Source organism: Afipia sp. GW823-FHT06G09, from assembly GCF_058794875.1.
Window position 1 is genome coordinate 604,085 of sequence record NZ_JBXAHF010000002.1, and the last position, 16,605, is coordinate 620,689.

Sequence of the window (16,605 nt, forward strand, 5' to 3'; positions counted from 1 at the left end):
TCGGAACAGCCGGGCGGGTTCTACAACGCCGCGCCGTGCTTGTCTCGCCCGATGGCCAGATAAGAGGGGGTCAGGCCCGGGGCGGAGCCGAGCGCCGGAACCTGGTTTTCGCCGCTGCGCGACGCAACCTGCAGCCGTTCGCGCAAATCAGCCAGTTCGGCGCGGGCATGGCGCGCATCCGCTTCATGCTGCCGGGCCGCCCGGCGCCAGCGGTGCTGGCCGAACCATGTCGCGATGCCCCCGGCAATCACCCCGAACATGGCGACAGCGATAATGACGACGAACAGCGGCAGCGAGACGCCCAGCGCCGGATCACTGGAGTTGAACGGATCAAACGACAGCGTGACCATGTGACGGTTCGCGACCGCAAACACGACGAACAGGATCGCAAGCGGCAGGATCACCAGAGCGTTGAAAATCTTGCGGAGCATGGTGTGTCCTCGCGACAGGTTTCCATTTTGAGGACGACGGCTTCGGGCGCTGTCTGCTTCAAAAGCCGGTCCGCAGATATCAGCGGCCACTCCCTGGAAGAGTTACAGGGAGCCGGATCAGGTCGCGGCGGTCGTATCCGCTCCGCCTTCGCGGTTCAGCCGCTCGCGCATTTCCTTGCCGGTCTTGAAGAACGGCACACTCTTCTGCTCGACAGGAACATGCTCCCCGGTGCGCGGATTGCGCCCCGCGCGCGCGGGGCGATGCTTGACCGAAAAAGCCCCAAAACCGCGCAGTTCGACGCGGTCACCGCGTGCGAGCGCTGCAACGATTTCGTCGAGAATTGCGTTCACGATGTTCTCGACATCCCGCTGATAGAGATGCGGGTTATGCTCGGCGATGCGCTGAACGAGTTCTGATTTGATCATTGAATGCTGTGCCCGTGACGTGCGGTGAGACATTTCCGTGAAAAAGCCTTGAACTGTCAAGTCGCTAATTCAAATCGGAGGATGGCTAAATCGCGTGACAAATGTCCAGTTTCGTTGTTGCACCGGCAACCGCAATGCGGCGAAAAACACCTGAAAGCGGATTCATGACAGTCAGTTCGCCGATGACGGCTGCCAAAGCGCCAGCATACCGTCGAGGCCGAAGCGATCGACCGCCTGCGTGACGCCGGACTGCTCAAGCCGCCGTGAAATCGCTCCAAGGCCCACTGCATCGAGAGCGACCGACGCGGTTGCCCGCAAAAAAGTCATGTCGCCAAAGCGCGGGGCGAGCCTGAAGTCCCTCACCGGCACGTCCGGCCCGACCTTCTTTTGTGCAACGAGCCACGCAACGGCGGTCTTCTCGTCGCCGAGCTGGTCCACCAGCTTGAGACCCACCGCCTGACGGCCAGTGAACACACGGCCATCCGCCACCGTCTGCAATGTTGCGTCATCCATGTTGCGGCGATCCTTTACCAGACCGCGGAACCAGGCGTAGGAATCCTTCACCAGCGCATCGAGCGCCGCACGCGCTTCCGGGCTGGTCGGCTCATAACCATTGGGAGCCGCCTTGAGCGGCGACGACTTCACCTCTTCGACCTTGACGCCGACGGTCTTGAGCAGATCGGAGACATTCGGAATCTGGAACAGCACGCCGATCGAGCCGACCAGCGACGTCTGCTGTGCGATGATCTGGTCCGACGCAAGGGCTGCGATGTATCCACCCGATGCCGCGAGACCTTCCACCACCACGACCAGCGGCTTCTTTGCCTTCAGGCGCGTCAGCGCATCGAAGAGCTGCTCGGAACCGGCTGTCGTGCCGCCCGGCGAATTGATGTGCACGATGACGGCGGCGGCGGATGACTTCTCCAGCCGTTCGAGCGCTTCGACACGCGCCTGATCGCTGCGGATCAGACCATCGATCTTTACACGTGCGATCGCGCCCGATCCGGTTATCGCGCTGCGGCTCGCCGGTGACGCCAGCACGGCCACCGCAACCACGGCGGCAATGACGCCAAGTGCGGCCACCACACGCCAGAACGTCAGCTTGCGGCGAATGCGGCGGCGATCAACGATCACATCGGAATCGAGCGACATGGATTTTCTCCTCAAGCATCAGATACTTTGCAACGGGCGTGACGATCGTTGCTCTGAAAAGTTATCCCGCGCTTTTGCGAGTGCAGCCTTGATGCATGGTTACTTCATTACATCAATTGCGACGCAAATTGAAGACAACACAATCGGCACGTCAACTACGCATTCTGCGCAAGCAATCGCTCACCGTCATGGCCGGCGATCCTGAGCGCCGTCACATGACCTTGCACGCCGCCCGCGATTGCGACCGGCACAAAGTGTTCGGTGCGTCCCTGCGTCGCGCTTTCGATCAGGACATGGCGCGTCGTTCCGACGTCCGACGCAAGCCTTCGTCGCAGCGCGGCCTCACCCGTTGTGCGCAACCGTTTGGCGCGCTCCTTGATCACGCGACCCTCGACCTGCGGCATGCGCGCCGCCGGGGTGCCGGGACGCTTTGAATAAGGAAACACGTGGAGGAATGTCAGGTCGCATTCGTCGACGAGTTCCTGCGAACGCGCGAACATCTCCTCGGTCTCGGTGGGAAAACCCGCAATGATATCCGCGCCGAAGGCGATGTCCGGCCGCAACCGCCTGACCTGCTGGCAAAACGCGATGGCGTCGGTGCGCGTATGCCGCCGCTTCATGCGCTTGAGAACGAGATCGTCGCCGGCCTGCAATGACAGATGCAGATGCGGCATCAGCCGGTCGTCGGTTGCGATCACGTCGAGCAGATCGCGATCCGCTTCGATGGAATCGATTGACGAGATGCGCAGCCGCTTCAAGTCCGGCACATGCTTGAGAATCTGCTTCGTCAGTGTTCCGAGTTTGGGTGCACCCGGCAGGTCCGCGCCATAGCTCGTGAGATCGACGCCGGTCAGCACGATCTCGGCATGGCCCGCCTCGGTCAGGGCGCGCACCTGATCGACCACCGCGCCCATCGCGACCGAGCGCGAATTGCCGCGGCCATAGGGAATAATGCAGAAGGTGCAGCGATGATCGCAGCCGTTCTGAACCTGCACAAACACGCGCGGCAGCCCGCTCTGGAAACCGGCGGCGAGATGCGGCGCCATTTCGGTCACCGCCATGATGTCCGAGACGGCGATCTTGTCCCCCGGCACCTCGAACGCCGAGCGGGTCTCGCGCCATGCCGCGCTGCGCATCTTGTCGTCATTGCCCAGCACGCGATCGACTTCGCTCATCTGCGCGAACATCTGGGTCTGGGTCTGAGCGGCGCAGCCCGTGACCACGATGCGCACCCCCGGCCGTTCACGGTGCAGCTTGCGGATGGTCTGGCGGGCCTGCGCGACGGCTTCATTGGTGACGGCGCAGGTGTTGACGACGACAGTGTTCTGAAGGCCCGCAGCCTCTGCTTCGCGCCGGATCACGTCCGACTCGAACGTATTCAGCCGGCAGCCGAAAGTGACGACATCGACGGACATATCATGCAACGTTGGCGAACAGCGCCGGATCGAAGCGGCCCTCGAACTCGAAGGCCGCGGGACCGGTCATCAGCACATGATCGTCCTGCGCACGCCATTCGATGGTGAGGTCGCCGCCGGGCAGCGTCATGTGAACAGTACGTTCGGTGCGCTTCAGCCGCGCCGCCGCCACTGCGGTTGCGCACGCCGCCGACCCGCAAGCCCGGGTCAGACCCGCGCCGCGCTCCCAGGTGCGCATGACGATATGCTCGCGGTCGACCACATGGGCGAGCGTGATGTTGGCGCGCTCCGGAAAGATCGGGTGATTTTCAAGCAGCGGGCCGAACCGTTCGAGATCGTAAGCCTCGATGTCGTCGACCCAGAAAATCGCGTGCGGATTGCCCATGCTGACGACCGACGGCGAATGCAGGATCGGCGCATCGATCGGCCCAATCTGCAATTCGATGTAACGTGTGTCGCGGAATTCCTCGGCCAGCGGAATATCCTGCCAGCCGAACTTCGGTACGCCCATGTCGACTGTATAGAGGCCGGGCGACGGTCCCTGCCAGCAATTCAAAAGGCCCGCACGTGTCTCAAAGGTCAGCGCATTCTTGCCGGTTTCCTCGAACACCTGCCGGGCGACGCAGCGCATGCCGTTGCCGCAGGCGGCGGCCTCCGAGCCGTCATTGTTGTAAATGCGGATAAAGGCGCTGGTTCCCTGAACGCGCGGAGGATGCAGCACCATCAGCTGATCATAGGGCACGCCCGCGGGCGACGCGACCGCGCGAGCCTCATCCGGCGTGACGGTTGCGGCAGAATCGCGCAGATCGACAACGACGATTTCGTTGCCGATGCCGTTCATCTTGGCAAAGCTATGGTTGGCGAGCGTGCTCATTGTCCCAACCTATATGGCGAATGCAGAGCGACTTGACCAGAGTGAGCGCCTGCCTCGCGATTGCCAAGTTTGGAACGCATGCCAGTTCCGAGCGGTTCGTGGTAAACTGTGTCTGCTTCGCCGCCGGACAAGATTTACCCCCGCTGACGCCTCGGAGACCATGAATGAGTAATACCCGCGTTGCCGTTTTGGTCGCCTTGGCGCTGGTCGTTGCGGCAGCGGTCTGGATCAAGCTGCCGATGGGGCCGGTACCGGTCCAGTCGCCGCCGGCAAATACGGCAGCCACGGCGGCCCCCCCGGCAACCCCGGCTCCGGCGCCTTCGGCCGCACCCGCAGCGCCCGAGACCGCCACGTCGACGCCCCCCACTCCTCCGGCTTCAACAGCAAGCCCGGCGGCCCCGTCTGCGCCGGCCGCGGAAACCCCGCCGGCCAGCGCGCAGGCACCGGCAACACCGCCCGCGACTCCATCGGCTCCTGCGGCAGAGGCACCCGCGACGCCAGCCGCGCCAAGTGTGAAAACCGCCGATCCGTTTGGCGAGCAGCAGAGCCTGACCGCCAAAAAGGTCGTGATGCTGAGAGGCAGCGCGACCTGGGATAACGCGTTCGAAACGCTGGTCGGATCCCTGAAAACGCTAGCGGGCTTTCTCGACAAGCAGGGCATCAAGCCCGCCGGATCGTCGCTGATCGTCTACACCTCAACCGACGACGCAGGTTTCACCTATCAGGCTGAAATTCCGGTCGAACAGGACCCAAAGAATCTTGGCAAAGGCATGAGCATCGGCACATCGCCCGAAGGCCCGACACTGAAGTTCGTCCATCGCGGTTCATACGACAACATGGACAACACCTATGAGGCGATCACCAACCACCTCGATGACAAGAAGCTGGAGGCCAAGGATACGTTCATCGAAGAATACATCACTGATCCACTGACGACGACCGAAGACAACCTCATCATTAATGTCTACGTCCCACTGAAGTAGAACTGCCGCTCAAATCGAATCTGGAGTTTAATAAATGCGTGCCCGCACCGTTTTCGCCGCGATCGCCATCGCCACCATGGCATCGTCCGCGTCCGGACAGTCCCTGCCGCCGACCGTCTCAGTCACCGGCGAAGCCTCGATCTCGGTGCCGCCGGATCTGGCGCAGATCGACAGCGGCGTCACCACCGAAGCGAAGACTGCGCGCGAGGCCTCCGAAGCCAACAACAAGGCGATGGGCGTCGTCCTGCAGGCGCTGAAAACCGCCGGCATCGCCGAAAAAGACATCCAGACATCGCGCCTGTCGCTGTCGCCGCAGAGCGCGCCGAATCGCAATGCCAATGCGCCGTTCCTGATCGTCGGTTACCGCGCCAGCAACCGTGTCACCGTCACCATTCGCGACATCACCAAGGTTGCCGACACCATCGACGTGCTGGTGGGCTCCGGCGCCAACGAGATCAGCGGCATCAGCTTCATGGTGTCGAAAGCCTCGAAGCTGCTGGACGACGCACGCTCCGAGGCCGTCGCCGATGCACGGCGCAAGGCGGAGATCTATGCGAAGGCCGCGAACATCTCGCTCGGCGCACCGATCAGCATCTCTGAAGAAACCGCGCCGGGCCCGGTGCCGTATCGCAAGATGGCCGCCGACATGGCCGCATCCGCGCCGGTGGCACAGGGCCAGGAAACGCTGCGTGTCTCGGTGAGCGTGTCTTACGAGCTCAAGCAAAAGGCGCAGTAATTCCTGGGCATGAATGCGAAGCGCACCCCGACAACGATTGTCATGCCCGGGCTTGACCCGGGCATCCATCTGAAAACGAATCTTGAAAGATCGATTGCCGGGTCAAGCCCGGCAATGACAGATGTGCGAAGTGGCCGGCTTCATATCTCGAACACCTGACCGGGCTTGAGCGCGACAAACCTGTCGCGCGCAACACCTGCTGTATCGAGCGCCGTCGCAAGATCATTGACCGGCGCGTCGATTGCCTCGTCGGTCAGCTGAAACGTGCCGTGATGATGCGCCAGCGCCATCTCGGCCCCGCAATCCGCCAGCGCCTTCACTGCATCTTCAGGATTCATGTGCATCTCGCGCATGAACCAGCGCGGCTCATAGGCGCCGATCGGCAGGATCGCAGCGCGCAATGGGCCATGCGCGTCGCGGACACGCCGGAAATGCGCGCCGGTGCCATAGCCGGAATCGGCGACGAGATAGAGTTTTCCGGCCGGCGTCTCCAGCACAAAGCTCGCCCACAGCGCCTTGTTGCGATCGAACAGCCCGCGCGCGGTCCAGTGACGCGTCGCCACCAGGGTGACCGCGACACCGTTGCCGATCTCGACGCGCTCGTTCCAGTCAAACGCTTCGGCACGAATCGCCGGGTCGTTCGACGCCATCGTCACATCGTTGCCGAGCGGGGTGACGACGCGCGGTGAGAATTTCGCGGCAAGCCGCGACAGGGTTCGCGCATCGAGATGATCGTAGTGCCCGTGCGAGACCAGCACCACATCAATGGTCGGCAGCTTGTCGAAATCGATACCGGGATCGTTGACGCGCTTCGGTCCCGCGAAGCTCACAGGCGACGCGCGCTCCGACCATACCGGATCGACCAGGATGTTGAGGCCCGCGGTCTGGATCAGCCAGCTTGCGTGGCCGACATAGGAGAACCGCACCTTGTTGCCCGTCACCTGCTGCGGCGGCGTGTCGGCATAGGGCGAAGGCGCGCGTTCGGGCCATTTTGCCGCCTGCTTGGTGATCTGCCAGCGCAGAACCTCCCAGAGCTTCTTCGGCGGAGAACCATCGGGGTCAAAAAAATAGGTGCCGTCGAAATGATCGGACGGGGGGCCGGCATAGGTTTTCATGCGGGATATCCAGACGGACGGCAGACCCACGGCGAGGGCGGCACCTGCGAACAGGCCAAAAAAGCGGCGGCGGGAAATGGTCATGGGCCTCGATTGGCCTGAAATGGCCGGTGTGGGCAACACTTAGGTTCCCCACAGACCATCCGCAACATGCCCCAGAATCAGCATTTTCCGGTCTTTTCTTGACTTTTCGGGCTTTGAGCGGTTTAAACGCCGCAATTCTCGAAAAGACGTTCTTTTCGACCCGCCGCCCGGCACCGGATGCCGGAGGCCAACGCCCGACAGCGCTGTGCGCCCTCGGGCGTAAACGTGTTTGGAATTTCACGTCCCCAACGGGACATGAGCAACGGGATACGGTTCGGCGATGTTCGACAATTTGTCGGAAAAGCTTGGAGGCATTCTCGATCGGCTGACACGGCGCGGTGCGCTGTCGGAGGCCGATGTCGACGCCGCCATGCGCGAAGTGCGCCGCGCGCTGCTTGAGGCCGACGTCGCGCTCGACGTGGTGCGCTCGTTCACCGACAAGGTGCGCGAGCAGGCGATCGGCGCCACCGTGGTGAAGTCGGTCACCCCCGGCCAGATGGTCGTGAAGATCGTCCACGACGAACTGGTCGCGACCCTCGGCTCCGACGGCCAGCAGATCGATCTCAATGCGCCTGCGCCTGTCGCCATCATGATGGTCGGCCTGCAAGGCTCCGGCAAAACCACCACCACCGCGAAACTGGCGCGCCGCCTGACCCAGCGCGACAAGAAAAAAGTTCTGATGGCGTCGCTCGACGTCTATCGTCCGGCCGCGCAGGAACAGCTTGCAGTTCTGGGCCGCGACCTCTCGGTCGAAACCCTTCCTATCGTCACTGGTCAGAAGCCGGTGCAGATCGCGCAGCGCGCGCTGCAGGCTGGCAAGCTCGGCGGCTACGACATCGTGCTGCTCGATACCGCGGGCCGCACCACCCTCGACGAAGAGATGATGACGGAAGCCGCGGAGGTGAAAACCGCCGCTAAGCCGCATGAAGTGCTGCTGGTCGCGGACTCGCTGACCGGCCAAGACGCCGTCAATCTCGCGCGTGCGTTCGATCAGCGTGTCGGCCTCACCGGCATCGTGCTGACACGCGTGGACGGTGACGGACGCGGCGGCGCCGCGCTCTCCATGCGCGCCGTCACCGGCAAGCCGATCAAGCTGATCGGTACCGGCGAAAAAACCGATGCGCTGGAAGATTTCCATCCCTCGCGTATCGCGGGCCGCATTCTCGGCATGGGCGACGTCGTCTCGCTCGTTGAAAAAGCCGCGGCGCATATCGACGCCGAGAAGGCCGCGCGTGTCGCCGAGAAGATGCGCAAGGGCAAGTTCGACCTTGCCGACCTGCGCGATCAGTTGCAGCAGATGCAGACCATGGGCGGTCTCGGCGGCCTGATGGGCATGATGCCCGGCATCGCCAAGATGAAGAACCAGATCGCGGCCGCGAACCTCGACGACAAGGTCGTGAAGCGCCAGATGGCGGTGATCGACTCCATGACGCGCGAGGAGCGCAAAAATCCCGAGATCCTCAAAGCCAGCCGCAAGAAGCGCATTGCCGCCGGCGCGGGCCTCAAGGTCGAGGAAGTCAACAAGCTGCTCAAGATGCACCGGAACATGGCCGACATGATGAAGGCCATGGGTCAGGGCAAGCGCGGCCCGCTCGCGGGCATGGCGCAGGCGATGGGCTTCGGCGGAGGCGGCATGCCGTCAGCCGACGCGATGAAGGAATTGGCAGCGAAGATGCCCGGAGGAATTCCGCAAGGCGCACCGACGCTGCCGAAAGAGTTTCCGGGCCTGCCGGGTCTTGGAAAACCGACACTGCCGGGCCTCGGCGGATTTCCGGGGATCGGCAAGAAGAAATAGCCGAAACATTTTTCACAACATTCAAACACACCAACGGAGAACTAAATGTCAGTCGTTATCCGCCTCGCCCGCGCAGGCACCAAGAAGCGTCCGGTCTATCACGTCGTCGTCGCCGACTCGCGCTTTCCGCGCGATGGCCGCTTCATCGAGCGTCTCGGCCACTTCAACCCGCTGCTGCCGAAGGACAACGAGACCCGCCTCAAGCTCGACATGGACAAGGTCAAGGCCTGGCTTGCCAAGGGCGCGCAGCCGTCAGACCGCGTGATGCGCTTCCTCGACGCCGCCGGCGTGAAGAAGCGTGAGCCGCGCAAGAACCCCGAGAAGGCCGTCCCGCGCAAGGAGCGCAAGGCCAACGCTGAAGCCGCCGCCAAGGCATAAGCAAACAGTGTGGCAGTTTACAAGTCCGCATCGTTCGCGCAGCGCGTTTCGTTTGCGGACTTGTAAACCAAAGCCACACTGTAATTATATTTGGCTAGTGTCCTTTCGCATCCGAAGTTCGCTGGGGAAGGTGCCGCACATGAGGCGAACTTCGGATGCGGGACACTAGCATGACAAAAGCAGCGCAAATCTGCGTTGCGAGAATCGGCGCCGCGCACGGTGTGCGCGGCGAGGTGCGGCTGTGGCCGTTCACCGAAGATCCGATGGCGGTGATCGATTACGGGCCGCTCTCGACCAAAGACGGCCTGCGTCAGTTTGAAGTGGTGCGCGCCCGGATTGCCAAGGATCATCTGGTTGCGGTGCTCAAGGGCATCACGACCCGCGAAGATGCCGAGCGCATCAATGGCCTTGAGCTTTATATTTCCCGCGACAAGCTGCCCGAGACGGACGAAGGCGAATACTATCACGCCGACCTGATCGGACTGCGCGCGCTCGATCCGGCAGGCACCGCGATCGGTAAGGTGCTCGCGATCCATAATTTTGGCGCAGGCGACATCATCGAAATCGCGCCGCCGCAGGGGCCGACATTGCTGCTGCCGTTCAGCAACGAAGTGGTGCCGACGGTGGATCTCGCCGGCGGCCATGTGGTGATCGTGATGCCGCAAGAGATTGAAGGCGATTCTCCGTCCGACGCGGACATCTGAACCGAGATACCCGACCATGTGGCGCGCCACTGTGCTCACGCTGTTTCCGGAGATGTTTCCCGGCCCGCTCGGCGTCAGCCTTGCGGGGAAGGCGCTTGCGTCGGGCGTCTGGGCACTGGAGGCCCGCGACATTCGCGACGCCGCCACAGACAAGCATCGCAGCGTAGATGATACCCCGGCCGGGGGCGGGCCCGGCATGGTGCTGCGCGCCGATGTGCTGGCCACTGCGATTGACGCCGCACAGATCGCCCCGGAGCGCCCGCGCCTCTTGATGAGCCCCCGCGGGATACCTCTGACCCAGAAAAGGGTCATGGAACTCGCCTCCAGCCCCGGCCCCTTGATCGTCTGCGGGCGGTTCGAAGGCATCGATCAGCGGGTCATCGAGGCCCGTGGGCTCGAGGAAATCTCCCTGGGGGACTACGTGCTCTCGGGCGGCGAAATCGCAGCCCTGGCCCTGATAGACGCCTGCGTGCGGCTTCTGCCGGGCGTCATGGGGAAGCTAAGCTCCGGAATGGACGAGAGTTTCTCGGATGGACTACTGGAGTACCCCCAATACACCCGCCCGCAGGAGTTCGAGGGCCAAACCATCCCGGATGTGCTGGTCTCGGGCGACCATGCCCGGATCGAAGCCTGGCGGCGGGCGGAAGCCGAAGCCCTGACCCGCGCCCGGCGCCCGGACCTCTGGGCGGCCAAGACCGTTCAAACGGCCACTCAAAACATCGCGCCCGGCATACGAAAAGACACGACAAAAGGGTGACAACCGGACGGCTTTGGCGTATAGCACCGGCCAATCCGTGCAGATGCTGGATACGAATTTCCGCGCAGCCCCTTCCGGGCGCGCCGCCGATGGAGTTTTGTGATGGACCTCATTCAAGAGCTCGACAAAGAGCAGCTGGAAAAGCTTTCCGCAGGAAAGACGATTCCGGATTTCGGACCGGGCGACACGGTCGTCGTCAACGTCAAGGTTGTCGAAGGCGAGCGTTCGCGCGTGCAGGCCTATGAAGGCGTCTGCATCGGCCGCAACGGCGGTGGCATCCATGAGAGCTTCACCGTCCGCAAGATTTCCTACGGCGAAGGCGTGGAGCGCGTGTTCCCGATCTACTCGCCGATGATCGACTCGATCAAGCTCGTGCGCCGCGGCAAGGTGCGTCGCGCCAAGCTGTATTACCTGCGCGGTCTGCGCGGCAAGTCGGCGCGCATCGTCGAGAAGCAGGACAACCGCGAAAAAGAATCGCTGAAGGCTGCTTCGGGCGAGTAATCGCGCAACACTCGATGATTTAAGAAAAGCGCGGTGCCTCACCGCGCTTTTTTGTTTTCGGCAGGTCGCTCGCGCCTACTTCTGCGTCAGCGGACCGTTCATGATCCAGCGGTGGCCGAACGGATCGCGCAGGATCGCGGTTCGCGTGCCCCAGAACGAATAGGTCGGTGTCACCTCGCCTTTCGCGCCGAGCTTGGTGGCGCGCGTGAAGACTTCGTCGACTTCGTCGGCGGTTGCGAATTCGAGACTGACCGACATGGTCACCGGCTCGCCCGGCAGCGGCATCCGTGCAGTGCCGAATTCGGGAAACGCGTCGGACAGAAACAGCGCGCCGCCGTTGATTTCGAGTTCGCAATGCAGGATGCGCAGGCCGTCCATCGCCGGCATCAGCGCCTTCTGCTTGGCGTCGAAGGCGGCGGTGTAAAAAGCGATCGCTCCGGCCGCAGGTGAAACAGTCAGATACGGTGCAACCGGCGGGCGTGAAGACATTGTGCCATCCTGCGTAAGCTATTATGTGGTCAGGATACTTTCCCCTCGAAGGTTAAGCGAGTAAAAAGGCCGCCTATGTTACCGGCGGCCCCAAAGGCCCCTAAATACCCATCCGGGCAGTAAAATCGGACGACGAACATGGCCAAAGCGACCACTCTCTACGACAAGATCTGGAACGACCATCTGGTTGATGAGCAGCCCGACGGCACCTGTCTGCTCTACATCGACCGCCATCTTGTCCATGAAGTCACCTCGCCGCAGGCCTTTGAAGGATTGCGCACCTCGGGCCGTAAGGTTCGCGCCCCGAAGAAGACGCTGGCCGTGGTGGATCACAACGTTCCGACCACCGACCGCTCGAAGCCCAATCCCGATCCGGAAAGCGCCGAGCAGATCGCGACGCTCGCCGAAAACGCGCGCGAATTCGGCGTGGAGTATTTCAACGAGTACGACAAGCGTCAGGGCATCGTGCACGTGATCGGTCCCGAGCAGGGCTTCACGCTGCCCGGCACGACGATCGTCTGCGGCGACAGCCACACCTCGACGCACGGCGCGTTCGGCGCGCTGGCGCACGGCATCGGCACGTCGGAAGTCGAGCATGTGCTCGCCACCCAGACGCTGATCCAGAAGAAGGCCAAGAACATGCGCGCCACCGTCGACGGCAAATTGCCGGACGGCGTGACCGCGAAGGATATCATCCTTGCCATCATCGGCGAGATCGGCACCGCGGGCGGCACAGGCTACGTGCTGGAATACGCCGGCGAAGCGATCCGTTCGCTATCGATGGAAGGCCGCATGACGGTCTGCAACATGTCGATCGAAGGCGGCGCCCGCGCCGGCCTCATTGCGCCGGATGAAAAGGCCTATGAATTCCTCAAGGGCCGTCCGATGGCACCGACCGGCGCGGCATGGGACGCCGGATTGCGTTACTGGAACACGCTGCGCACCGACGAGGGTGCGCATTTCGATCACGAGATTCGTCTCGATGCCGCGAAGCTGCCGCCGATCGTGACCTGGGGCACTTCGCCCGAGGACGTGATTTCCATCACCGGCTCCGTACCTGATCCTGCGAAGATCGAAGACGAGGCGAAGCGCCTGTCGAAGGAGCGCGCGCTGGCTTACATGGGCCTCAAGGCGGGCACCAAGATCACCGACATCAAGCTTGATCGCATCTTCATCGGCTCATGCACCAACGGACGCATCGAGGATCTGCGCGCGGCAGCGAAGGTCGTCGCCGGTCACCACGTCAATGGCAATGTGAACGCGATGATCGTGCCGGGTTCGGGCCTTGTGAAAGAGCAGGCGGAAGCCGAAGGGCTCGACAAGATCTTCATCAAGGCCGGCTTCGAGTGGCGCGAGCCGGGCTGCTCGATGTGCCTTGCGATGAATCCCGACAAGCTGGCGCCGGAAGAACGCTGCGCGTCGACGTCGAACCGCAACTTCGAGGGCCGTCAGGGCTTCAAGGGCCGCACCCATCTGGTGTCGCCCGCGATGGCCGCAGCCGCAGCGATCGCCGGACACTTCGTCGATATCCGCGAATGGCATTCGGCCTGAACCATTCGCATCGACATCGACCGATCAAATAAAAACAGGCGCTCGAAAGAGCGCCTGTTTTGTTTTGCTCGCGCCAGACTTACCAGCCGAAGCCGATGCTGAGGCCCGGTCCATAGAAACGGGGACCGCCATAGCCGTAACCATAACCACCATAGGGATAGCCGTAGCCGTAGCCGTAGCCGTAGCCGTAACCGTAACCGTAAGGTCGGTAATAGGCCGGCCGATAATAATAGGGGCGATAGTACGGACGATAACCATAGCCATACCCGTAATACGGTCGGTAGTAAGGGCGATAGTAGGGCCGATAATACGGCCTGTAATAGCGCGGGCCGTAGTAACCGTAGCGCCGGTAATAGCGGCGACGCGCACTGACATCGGTCGGCTGGGCTTCCGCCGGACGCGCGTCACGCGACGCCGTCGTGGCCGGTGATGCGGCGCTCGCAGGCGCGAGCGACATCCAGCCGGCAATTGAAAGAGCGGCAGCAACCGCCGCGGCTCCCACAAGCTTTCTCATTGCAGTTCTCCTCCAATCGTTGCTCGACACGTTAAAGATAACGCGCATCACCGATTTACGTTCATCCGTCCGTCAATGGCCTGCGTTGGCCCTGCGAACCAGACAGGGCCATAGCGGGTGGCCCTGCCTAAAATAAGGATGACGTCGAGTTTGCAGCAAGATCATGACGTGCGGATTTGATCAATTCTGGTCGATCCGCATCGTTGATCGAAGCTTAACTTGTTGATGATGCCAGCCGTGATGGCGACGCCAGCCATGGTGGCGATGCCAGCGGTGATGGTGATGACGGCGCCAGTGAACCTGCGTTGCCATGGGCTCGGATGCCTGTTTCGCGGACGAACTCGCAGCCGGATTCATCAGCGACAACGCCTGCGCGCCGCCCGTGGGTACTGCAACCGCGAGCAGCCCGGCGACGGCTGCGAGACCAAAAATCGTTCTGACATTCATCTTCATGAACACTCTCTCCTCGTGAGCTTGAACGAATTCCGGCGCGTGTTTCTGTCCGAAGTTCGTTTGCATCACGCTAGGAAGAGTGACGTGAATGCGTGCTGAATGTCTGCGCCGCATTGATGAACGCCTGAACCCGAAAGCGGGCGAGCACGTATCTTTCACGGAATCGTTTGCAGGGAGGACGTCATGTCGCACGTCTTGTCGATGCGGGTGCTGTGCGCTCAGGGTGCCGCCGCACTGCTGTCCGCCGGTCACGCTTACGCCTCGCAGGGACCGGGGACACTGCCCGGCACGGCGAGCCCGTTCACTCAGATGGCGATGGCAATTGTCGTTTATGGATTATGCGCAATCACCATCGCCGCTGGCGTGATCGGCTCGTTCAGGAGAAATTGGCCGCCTGCTGGACGTCAGCCGCTCCAGTAGCAGTTCATGCGCGGCACGATGACCGTTCCGCTCGGACGGTATTCCTGCTCGTAGTGCGCATTGCAGACGCGCTTGGAGTTCGGGCCGGGATAGCTCGAGCCGCGATAAATCCGGACACGGCGCGGCGTGCGGCGAATGACCTCACGGCTCTGCGCAGAAAATTCTTCGGCGGTCAGTCCATGGTGAGCGGCAGCAGACGTCGACTGAGATTGAGCCTGCACCGCACCGGGCAATGCCAGAACAATCAGGCCTGCGAAGAGGCCGGTCAAAATGGCCGAAGTCCCTGCCCGCGTCATGAAGTGCCGTCCCGTATTCCCGGTTCAATGAGCGGCAACGTCTCCGATTGAGGCGCACACGTCAACACCATGAAAGACGCAAATCGGAGGTTTCTGCGCCCTCTGAAACCCTTGGCCCCGGCAGCCAAGCTCTCTAAACAGGATCGATGTGGCCGACCGCGAAATCCCCCACCCTCGCCGAAATCGAAATCATCGCGCATGACGCCTTCGCGCGGTTGCCGAAACACTTTCGCGATCTCTGCGAGGGATTGATCATCCAGATCGACGACTTCCCGTCGGAGGACGTTCTTGAGGAGATGAAGGCCGAGAGCGAATTCGATCTGCTCGGCCTGTTCCAAGGCGTCGGCCTGCCATTCCAGTCAAGCGGCGACATCGCTCCGATGCCGAACATGATCTGGCTCTATCGCCGTCCGATCCTCGATTACTGGGCCGAGCACGACGAGACCCTGGGTCATGTCGTGACGCATGTTCTGGTGCACGAAATCGGTCACCATTTCGGACTGTCGGATGACGACATGGAAGCGATCGAGGCAACCGTTACCTGACGTGCGAGGCAGGCTTCCGGTCTTGAGCCGCGGCGGCACTTCCCAAGCGTTCGCGTTCGCAGATGCCGCCCCGGATCACAGCAGCCGACGTGCAGTCCCGCGCCGTGGCGAACACGCACACCGGCCGGTCAGCGCCGAAATCGCGGATGCACCACATTTCGGCGCGGACCGCGGTCGGCATCGCCAGAACGGCCGCGCCGACGGCCAAAACCAGCCCTGCGGACAGCAATCGGCGCATGGCGTTCATGATGTGTCCTCCCTCAGCGCATAGCCTTGACGGCGTTGATGATATATTTAGAACACCTCAAACTGTAGCCGGTTTACGGGAACATCATGGACAAGTTTACGACCCTCGAGGGCGTCGCCGCGCCGCTGAAGATCATCAATGTCGATACCGACATGATCATTCCCAAGCAGTATCTCAAGACCATCAAGCGCACCGGCCTCGGCAAGGGACTGTTTTCCGAGCAGCGCTACAAGGACGACGGCAGCGAGAACCCGGATTTCGTGCTCAACAAGCCGTCCTACCGCAAGGCCAAGATTCTCGTGGCCGGAGACAACTTCGGTTGCGGATCGAGCCGCGAGCACGCGCCATGGGCGCTCGGCGATTTTGGCATCCGCTGCATCATCTCGACCTCGTTCGGCGACATTTTCTACAACAACTGCTTCAAGAACGGCATTCTGCCGATCCGCGTCTCGCAGGACGAACTCGACAAGCTGTTCGACGACGCCGACCGCGGCTCCAATGCGACGCTGACGGTCGATCTTGAGAAGCAGGAAATCCGCGGCCCCGACGGCGGCACGATCAAGTTCGAGATCGATCCGTTCCGCAAGCACTGCATGCTGAACGGTCTCGACGACATCGGCCTGACCATGGAAAAGGGCAAGTCGATCGACGTGTTTGAGGCGAAGGAAAAAGCCGAGCGCCCATGGCTGTGAGCGAGTCGCGCTATCTTTGAATTTGGATCATGGCCGGGCTCGTTCCC

General features: G+C 62.2%; 22 protein-coding genes. 11 read left to right on the forward strand and 11 right to left on the reverse strand.

Annotated features, from left to right (window positions below):
* Positions 1 to 20: 20 nt before the first annotated feature.
* The 5 genes from AC1Q67_RS10430 to dapF form a co-directional block, all read right to left on the reverse strand.
* Positions 21 to 431, reverse strand: a complete 411-nt coding sequence (locus tag AC1Q67_RS10430) for a LapA family protein (protein ID WP_492234184.1) — start codon at positions 429 to 431, stop codon at positions 21 to 23.
* Positions 432 to 548: 117 nt separating this feature from the next.
* A complete protein-coding gene (locus tag AC1Q67_RS10435) occupies positions 549 to 857 on the reverse strand; it encodes an integration host factor subunit beta (RefSeq protein WP_024575629.1) in 309 nt (102 codons plus the stop codon).
* A gap of 171 nt (positions 858 to 1,028) precedes the next feature.
* Positions 1,029 to 2,009 (reverse strand): signal peptide peptidase SppA, encoded by a 981-nt coding sequence (sppA, locus tag AC1Q67_RS10440; RefSeq protein ID WP_492234183.1) that lies wholly within the window; start codon positions 2,007 to 2,009, stop codon positions 1,029 to 1,031.
* Between the two features lie 155 nt (positions 2,010 to 2,164).
* Positions 2,165 to 3,424: a tRNA (N(6)-L-threonylcarbamoyladenosine(37)-C(2))-methylthiotransferase MtaB gene (gene mtaB, locus AC1Q67_RS10445; RefSeq protein ID WP_492234182.1), complete on the reverse strand. Its 1,260-nt coding sequence runs from the start codon at positions 3,422 to 3,424 to the stop codon at positions 2,165 to 2,167.
* Position 3,425: 1 nt separating this feature from the next.
* Positions 3,426 to 4,298 carry a diaminopimelate epimerase gene (gene dapF / locus AC1Q67_RS10450; RefSeq protein WP_492234181.1) on the reverse strand — a complete coding sequence of 291 codons (873 nt, stop codon included), beginning with the start codon at positions 4,296 to 4,298 and terminating at the stop codon, positions 3,426 to 3,428.
* 164 nt (positions 4,299 to 4,462) lie between these two features.
* Between dapF and AC1Q67_RS10455 the strand changes: the two genes are divergently transcribed.
* Together AC1Q67_RS10455 and AC1Q67_RS10460 are read left to right on the forward strand one after the other, a co-directional pair.
* A complete protein-coding gene (locus AC1Q67_RS10455) occupies positions 4,463 to 5,281 on the forward strand; it encodes a GyrI-like domain-containing protein (RefSeq protein WP_492234180.1) in 819 nt (272 codons plus the stop codon).
* A 34-nt stretch (positions 5,282 to 5,315) separates the two neighbouring features.
* On the forward strand, positions 5,316 to 6,017 hold the full coding sequence (locus tag AC1Q67_RS10460) for an SIMPL domain-containing protein (protein ID WP_024575624.1): 702 nt from the start codon (positions 5,316 to 5,318) through the stop codon (positions 6,015 to 6,017).
* Between the two features lie 140 nt (positions 6,018 to 6,157).
* Here AC1Q67_RS10460 and AC1Q67_RS10465 read toward each other — a convergent pair whose 3' ends face one another.
* Positions 6,158 to 7,216: an MBL fold metallo-hydrolase gene (locus AC1Q67_RS10465; RefSeq protein ID WP_492234179.1), complete on the reverse strand. Its 1,059-nt coding sequence runs from the start codon at positions 7,214 to 7,216 to the stop codon at positions 6,158 to 6,160.
* A 280-nt stretch (positions 7,217 to 7,496) separates the two neighbouring features.
* On the opposite strand from AC1Q67_RS10465, the gene ffh reads away from it, so the two are divergent.
* The 5 genes from ffh (at position 7,497) to rplS (ending at position 11,351) form a co-directional block, all read left to right on the forward strand.
* Entirely contained in the window at positions 7,497 to 9,011 is a 1,515-nt protein-coding gene (gene ffh / locus AC1Q67_RS10470; RefSeq protein ID WP_492234178.1) for a signal recognition particle protein, read from the forward strand.
* Between the two features lie 45 nt (positions 9,012 to 9,056).
* The gene (rpsP, locus tag AC1Q67_RS10475; protein WP_006023486.1) at positions 9,057 to 9,389 is read left to right on the forward strand and encodes a 30S ribosomal protein S16; all 333 of its coding nucleotides are present in this window, start codon (positions 9,057 to 9,059) and stop codon (positions 9,387 to 9,389) included.
* A gap of 170 nt (positions 9,390 to 9,559) precedes the next feature.
* Complete coding sequence (gene rimM / locus AC1Q67_RS10480) at positions 9,560 to 10,093, forward strand: ribosome maturation factor RimM (protein WP_492234177.1); 534 nt, start codon at positions 9,560 to 9,562, stop codon at positions 10,091 to 10,093.
* A gap of 16 nt (positions 10,094 to 10,109) precedes the next feature.
* Positions 10,110 to 10,850, forward strand: a complete 741-nt coding sequence (gene trmD, locus AC1Q67_RS10485; protein WP_492234176.1) for a tRNA (guanosine(37)-N1)-methyltransferase TrmD — start codon at positions 10,110 to 10,112, stop codon at positions 10,848 to 10,850.
* 102 nt (positions 10,851 to 10,952) lie between these two features.
* Positions 10,953 to 11,351, forward strand: coding sequence for a 50S ribosomal protein L19 (gene rplS / locus AC1Q67_RS10490; protein WP_024575619.1), 399 nt, complete (start codon positions 10,953 to 10,955; stop codon positions 11,349 to 11,351).
* 75 nt (positions 11,352 to 11,426) lie between these two features.
* Here rplS and AC1Q67_RS10495 read toward each other — a convergent pair whose 3' ends face one another.
* Positions 11,427 to 11,840 (reverse strand): VOC family protein, encoded by a 414-nt coding sequence (locus AC1Q67_RS10495; RefSeq protein ID WP_024575618.1) that lies wholly within the window; start codon positions 11,838 to 11,840, stop codon positions 11,427 to 11,429.
* Positions 11,841 to 11,978: 138 nt separating this feature from the next.
* Here AC1Q67_RS10495 and leuC point away from each other — a divergent pair, with 138 nt between their 5' ends.
* A complete protein-coding gene (gene leuC / locus AC1Q67_RS10500; RefSeq protein ID WP_492234175.1) occupies positions 11,979 to 13,391 on the forward strand; it encodes a 3-isopropylmalate dehydratase large subunit in 1,413 nt (470 codons plus the stop codon).
* Positions 13,392 to 13,470: 79 nt separating this feature from the next.
* Here the strand turns inward: leuC and AC1Q67_RS10505 are convergent, their stop codons facing one another.
* Together AC1Q67_RS10505 and AC1Q67_RS10510 are read right to left on the reverse strand one after the other, a co-directional pair.
* On the reverse strand, positions 13,471 to 13,905 hold the full coding sequence (locus tag AC1Q67_RS10505; RefSeq protein WP_492234174.1) for a hypothetical protein: 435 nt from the start codon (positions 13,903 to 13,905) through the stop codon (positions 13,471 to 13,473).
* A gap of 180 nt (positions 13,906 to 14,085) precedes the next feature.
* Positions 14,086 to 14,358, reverse strand: a complete 273-nt coding sequence (locus AC1Q67_RS10510) for a hypothetical protein (protein WP_492234173.1) — start codon at positions 14,356 to 14,358, stop codon at positions 14,086 to 14,088.
* A 183-nt stretch (positions 14,359 to 14,541) separates the two neighbouring features.
* Between AC1Q67_RS10510 and AC1Q67_RS10515 the strand changes: the two genes are divergently transcribed.
* Positions 14,542 to 14,778, forward strand: a complete 237-nt coding sequence (locus AC1Q67_RS10515; RefSeq protein ID WP_492234172.1) for a hypothetical protein — start codon at positions 14,542 to 14,544, stop codon at positions 14,776 to 14,778.
* On the opposite strand, the gene AC1Q67_RS10520 is transcribed toward AC1Q67_RS10515, so the two are convergent.
* Positions 14,763 to 15,074 carry a hypothetical protein gene (locus tag AC1Q67_RS10520; protein ID WP_492234171.1) on the reverse strand — a complete coding sequence of 104 codons (312 nt, stop codon included), beginning with the start codon at positions 15,072 to 15,074 and terminating at the stop codon, positions 14,763 to 14,765. The genes AC1Q67_RS10515 and AC1Q67_RS10520 overlap by 16 nt on opposite strands.
* A gap of 146 nt (positions 15,075 to 15,220) precedes the next feature.
* On the opposite strand from AC1Q67_RS10520, the gene AC1Q67_RS10525 reads away from it, so the two are divergent.
* A complete protein-coding gene (locus AC1Q67_RS10525; RefSeq protein ID WP_492234170.1) occupies positions 15,221 to 15,619 on the forward strand; it encodes a metallopeptidase family protein in 399 nt (132 codons plus the stop codon).
* Here AC1Q67_RS10525 and AC1Q67_RS10530 read toward each other — a convergent pair.
* Positions 15,612 to 15,866, reverse strand: a complete 255-nt coding sequence (locus AC1Q67_RS10530; protein ID WP_492234169.1) for a hypothetical protein — start codon at positions 15,864 to 15,866, stop codon at positions 15,612 to 15,614. The two genes, AC1Q67_RS10525 and AC1Q67_RS10530, sit on opposite strands and share 8 nt — an antisense overlap.
* Before the next feature lie 86 nt (positions 15,867 to 15,952).
* On the opposite strand from AC1Q67_RS10530, the gene leuD reads away from it, so the two are divergent.
* Positions 15,953 to 16,558 (forward strand): 3-isopropylmalate dehydratase small subunit, encoded by a 606-nt coding sequence (gene leuD / locus AC1Q67_RS10535; protein ID WP_024575611.1) that lies wholly within the window; start codon positions 15,953 to 15,955, stop codon positions 16,556 to 16,558.
* The last annotated feature ends 47 nt before the right edge of the window (positions 16,559 to 16,605 follow it).

Bases quoted from the DNA above. Each gene is read 5' to 3' on its own strand.
- AC1Q67_RS10505 (WP_492234174.1), bottom strand. From the start codon at position 13,905: ATGAGAAAGCTTGTGGGAGCCGCGGCGGTTGCTGCCGCTCTTTCAATT.
- dapF (WP_492234181.1), bottom strand. From the start codon at position 4,298: ATGAGCACGCTCGCCAACCATAGCTTTGCCAAGATGAACGGCATCGGC.
- AC1Q67_RS10430 (WP_492234184.1), bottom strand. From the start codon at position 431: ATGCTCCGCAAGATTTTCAACGCTCTGGTGATCCTGCCGCTTGCGATC.
- rimM (WP_492234177.1), top strand. From the start codon at position 9,560: ATGACAAAAGCAGCGCAAATCTGCGTTGCGAGAATCGGCGCCGCGCAC.
- AC1Q67_RS10510 (WP_492234173.1), bottom strand. From the start codon at position 14,358: ATGAAGATGAATGTCAGAACGATTTTTGGTCTCGCAGCCGTCGCCGGG.
- rpsP (WP_006023486.1), top strand. From the start codon at position 9,057: ATGTCAGTCGTTATCCGCCTCGCCCGCGCAGGCACCAAGAAGCGTCCG.
- mtaB (WP_492234182.1), bottom strand. From the start codon at position 3,424: ATGTCCGTCGATGTCGTCACTTTCGGCTGCCGGCTGAATACGTTCGAG.
- AC1Q67_RS10525 (WP_492234170.1), top strand. From the start codon at position 15,221: ATGTGGCCGACCGCGAAATCCCCCACCCTCGCCGAAATCGAAATCATC.
- AC1Q67_RS10515 (WP_492234172.1), top strand. From the start codon at position 14,542: ATGTCGCACGTCTTGTCGATGCGGGTGCTGTGCGCTCAGGGTGCCGCC.
- trmD (WP_492234176.1), top strand. From the start codon at position 10,110: ATGTGGCGCGCCACTGTGCTCACGCTGTTTCCGGAGATGTTTCCCGGC.
- sppA (WP_492234183.1), bottom strand. From the start codon at position 2,009: ATGTCGCTCGATTCCGATGTGATCGTTGATCGCCGCCGCATTCGCCGC.
- leuD (WP_024575611.1), top strand. From the start codon at position 15,953: ATGGACAAGTTTACGACCCTCGAGGGCGTCGCCGCGCCGCTGAAGATC.
- rplS (WP_024575619.1), top strand. From the start codon at position 10,953: ATGGACCTCATTCAAGAGCTCGACAAAGAGCAGCTGGAAAAGCTTTCC.
- leuC (WP_492234175.1), top strand. From the start codon at position 11,979: ATGGCCAAAGCGACCACTCTCTACGACAAGATCTGGAACGACCATCTG.
- AC1Q67_RS10455 (WP_492234180.1), top strand. From the start codon at position 4,463: ATGAGTAATACCCGCGTTGCCGTTTTGGTCGCCTTGGCGCTGGTCGTT.
- AC1Q67_RS10435 (WP_024575629.1), bottom strand. From the start codon at position 857: ATGATCAAATCAGAACTCGTTCAGCGCATCGCCGAGCATAACCCGCAT.
- AC1Q67_RS10520 (WP_492234171.1), bottom strand. From the start codon at position 15,074: ATGACGCGGGCAGGGACTTCGGCCATTTTGACCGGCCTCTTCGCAGGC.
- AC1Q67_RS10465 (WP_492234179.1), bottom strand. From the start codon at position 7,216: ATGACCATTTCCCGCCGCCGCTTTTTTGGCCTGTTCGCAGGTGCCGCC.
- AC1Q67_RS10460 (WP_024575624.1), top strand. From the start codon at position 5,316: ATGCGTGCCCGCACCGTTTTCGCCGCGATCGCCATCGCCACCATGGCA.
- AC1Q67_RS10530 (WP_492234169.1), bottom strand. From the start codon at position 15,866: ATGAACGCCATGCGCCGATTGCTGTCCGCAGGGCTGGTTTTGGCCGTC.
- AC1Q67_RS10495 (WP_024575618.1), bottom strand. From the start codon at position 11,840: ATGTCTTCACGCCCGCCGGTTGCACCGTATCTGACTGTTTCACCTGCG.
- ffh (WP_492234178.1), top strand. From the start codon at position 7,497: ATGTTCGACAATTTGTCGGAAAAGCTTGGAGGCATTCTCGATCGGCTG.